A 2,389-nucleotide genomic window follows, 5' to 3' on the forward strand; every position below is an offset into this window, starting at 1 on the left:
CGGGCGCCCCGTTCGGGAATCCGGCTTCTTCTCCGCAGACTGTGTCAAAGTGGTGCCCATCAGATTGGAAATGATGGGCATCACTTTGATGTCACCCTCAGCCACCGTCTATAACGGCCGGCACGAGCCGCTTACGTTGCGACTCCGTCTTCGGGGTTACGAATCTCATAGCCGGGCGCGAAGCTGCTTCGCAGATCGCCTCGGCATCGACGAAATCGTTCTTGTTTGACTTGACGAATGGCCTGACGAACTGCGGCGAGATAAGGCGCACCGTGTGCCCGAATTCGGCCAGCTTGCGCGCCATATAATGCGAACCGGCGCAGGCCTCCATGACGACGGTACAGGCATGGAACGTCGCGAAGAATTCGATCAGTTGTTTGCGGCTCATCTTTTTACGAAACATAGCTTTGCCTTTCACGTTCTGCCCATGCAGGTGGAAGCTGTGTTTGCCGAGATCGATACCAACGAGCGTTACGTCGTCCATGATGGTCTCCAGTTCGGTATGAACACTGCCAGCCTAACCTGTCCAGCGAGGTGGGGTGGACCATCCCATTAGTGGAGAAGTCGTGACTTCCACGGCAAAGGAGCGTTCATCATGAAGATAGCCACCGTCGGGCTGGATCTTGCAAAGACTCTATTCCAGGTTCATGGAGTGGACTCGCAGGGACATACTGTCGTACGCAAGCAGTTGCGCCGCGCGGACGTACTGGCGTTTTTTGCGAAGCTTGAGCCGTGCGTGGTCGGTATGGAGGCATGTGGGTCATCGCATTATTGGGGCCGGGCGTACCGCTGCGCCGAAAGCGCGCCCAGCATGATAGGTCCCATAAACCTTGACATGAAGCAGACAGGAAAGCCGAGTGCGGGAAAACCGCACGCTCGGTTTGACGTGGCGGGAGCTGGAAACGTGACTATGGCAGCCGGACTGAGGCCCACCGTGAAAGCGGTGGAGAGACCACCGGAGCCTACCGTGCGCGCGCCAGTTTTCGACCCTACCTTCGGGGGCCTCGTTTCCGAGAGGAAACGAGGCTACCCTCTCGAACAGGATCATCGGGCGATCAAGCGCCGGACCCGACCGATGCTTGGGTTCAAGAAATTTCGTTGTGCCTGCATCGTGTTGGGCGGCATCGAAGTTATGCACATGATCGTCAAGGGGCAATTGAACGATGGCGGCGTTGGTGCAAACTCCCGCACAGCAATTCTATTCGCTGGCTGGATAAGGAATCCATACCATATCGGACTTGGCCGACCTCTCGCTCTTACTGCGACAGAACCTGCCCACGGGTTGCGAACGAACCTCCATTTGGTGTGTGGAAACCATCGTTTACCGTTAGTTGTCAGTGTCCAGAGGCTTGCGCGACAGGGGTTTGGAGGTATAGGTATTGGGCTCTTTTAATATGCGACTCAACGCGTTTCCAAGAAGCATGCGATTCAATTTATCTGACATCAGCGTGATGTGATTGCCAGGTACTGGATTTGTAAAGAGACGCGACGATGGGATAATTTTATCCCAGCCATGCGTTTGAGGAGAGGTGTGATCGCCTTGGTCGGGCTTCTCAAGCGCATAAAATAGGTGGATTGTTGAATGCAACGGCGGCGGAGCATAAATCTTTATCATGTCGACGTAATTGTGGATGCGCTTGTAGTGATCGACGGCGATCTTGATGGGGATTGCTTTTGGAAGAATTTTTAGTTTCTGCGCAAGCTCAATTAGCTCTTGAATGTTTAGTCTTTCAAAACTTTCTTGCATCTTATTTATGGTTTCTCTTGGTATGATATTTCCGCAATCGGAAATCGACATAACGAATCGTTGCTCGATAGTCAAATTGTCATTTCTGAAAGTGCTCGGGGCAGGTGTGTCAATAAGTCCAACAAAATCGATCTCCATTCCCATGTCGGAAAGTTGTTTTGCGATAGCGTAGGAGAGAATTCCGCCCGTACAGTAGCCGCAAACTCGATAGGGTCCGGTTGATTGGGTACCAATTATAATATTGGCCATTTTCTCAGCAAGATCTTCAATCAAACTGGATGGGGCGTCAAGACTTGGTGGCCATGGAAGTACATATGTCGGGCAATCAATGTTTATGCTCTCGGAAAGGGGGAATGCGTACGAATGATCTCCCGAGCCATCCGGTACGAAGAATATCGGAGGTTCTGATCCGGATGGTCGAATCGTGATTGCACTGATATTTGAGGTAAATGACGGATAAGTGTCGATGTGTAAAGCTAGTTTCGCCAGAGTGGAGTGTTGAAATATGTCATTCAAGGTACATATCATGCTGCGCTTCGCTGCATGGGTAATCATTTGAACAGCGAGCAGGGAGTGTCCGCCAAGCGCAAAGAATGAATCGTGTCGACTGACCGTGTAGAGGCCGAGGATGTCACGCGAGAC

Annotated in this window: 1 protein-coding gene and 3 pseudogenes; 2 read left to right on the top strand and 2 right to left on the bottom strand. The window is 52.1% G+C overall.

What is annotated here, in order from left to right:
• Window positions 1–133: 133 nt before the first annotated feature.
• Window positions 134–484 (bottom strand): annotated as a pseudogene (locus BN2475_RS32060) (IS110 family transposase); the annotation flags it as partial.
• A gap of 111 nt (window positions 485–595) precedes the next feature.
• Here BN2475_RS32060 and BN2475_RS36070 point away from each other — a divergent pair.
• Both BN2475_RS36070 and BN2475_RS34780 read left to right on the top strand, forming a co-directional pair.
• Window positions 596–781: pseudogene (locus tag BN2475_RS36070) on the top strand (IS110 family transposase); the annotation flags it as partial.
• A 252-nt stretch (window positions 782–1,033) separates the two neighbouring features.
• Window positions 1,034–1,217: pseudogene (locus tag BN2475_RS34780) on the top strand (DDE-type integrase/transposase/recombinase); the annotation flags it as partial.
• Between the two features lie 110 nt (window positions 1,218–1,327).
• On the opposite strand, the gene BN2475_RS32070 reads toward BN2475_RS34780, so the two are convergent.
• On the bottom strand, window positions 1,328–2,389 hold a 1,062-nt coding region (locus BN2475_RS32070; protein ID WP_218023755.1), incomplete at its 5' end, for a thioesterase domain-containing protein.

The sequence above is a fragment of the Paraburkholderia ribeironis genome (genome assembly GCF_900019265.1).
Taxonomy (GTDB): Bacteria; Pseudomonadota; Gammaproteobacteria; order Burkholderiales; family Burkholderiaceae; genus Paraburkholderia; species Paraburkholderia ribeironis.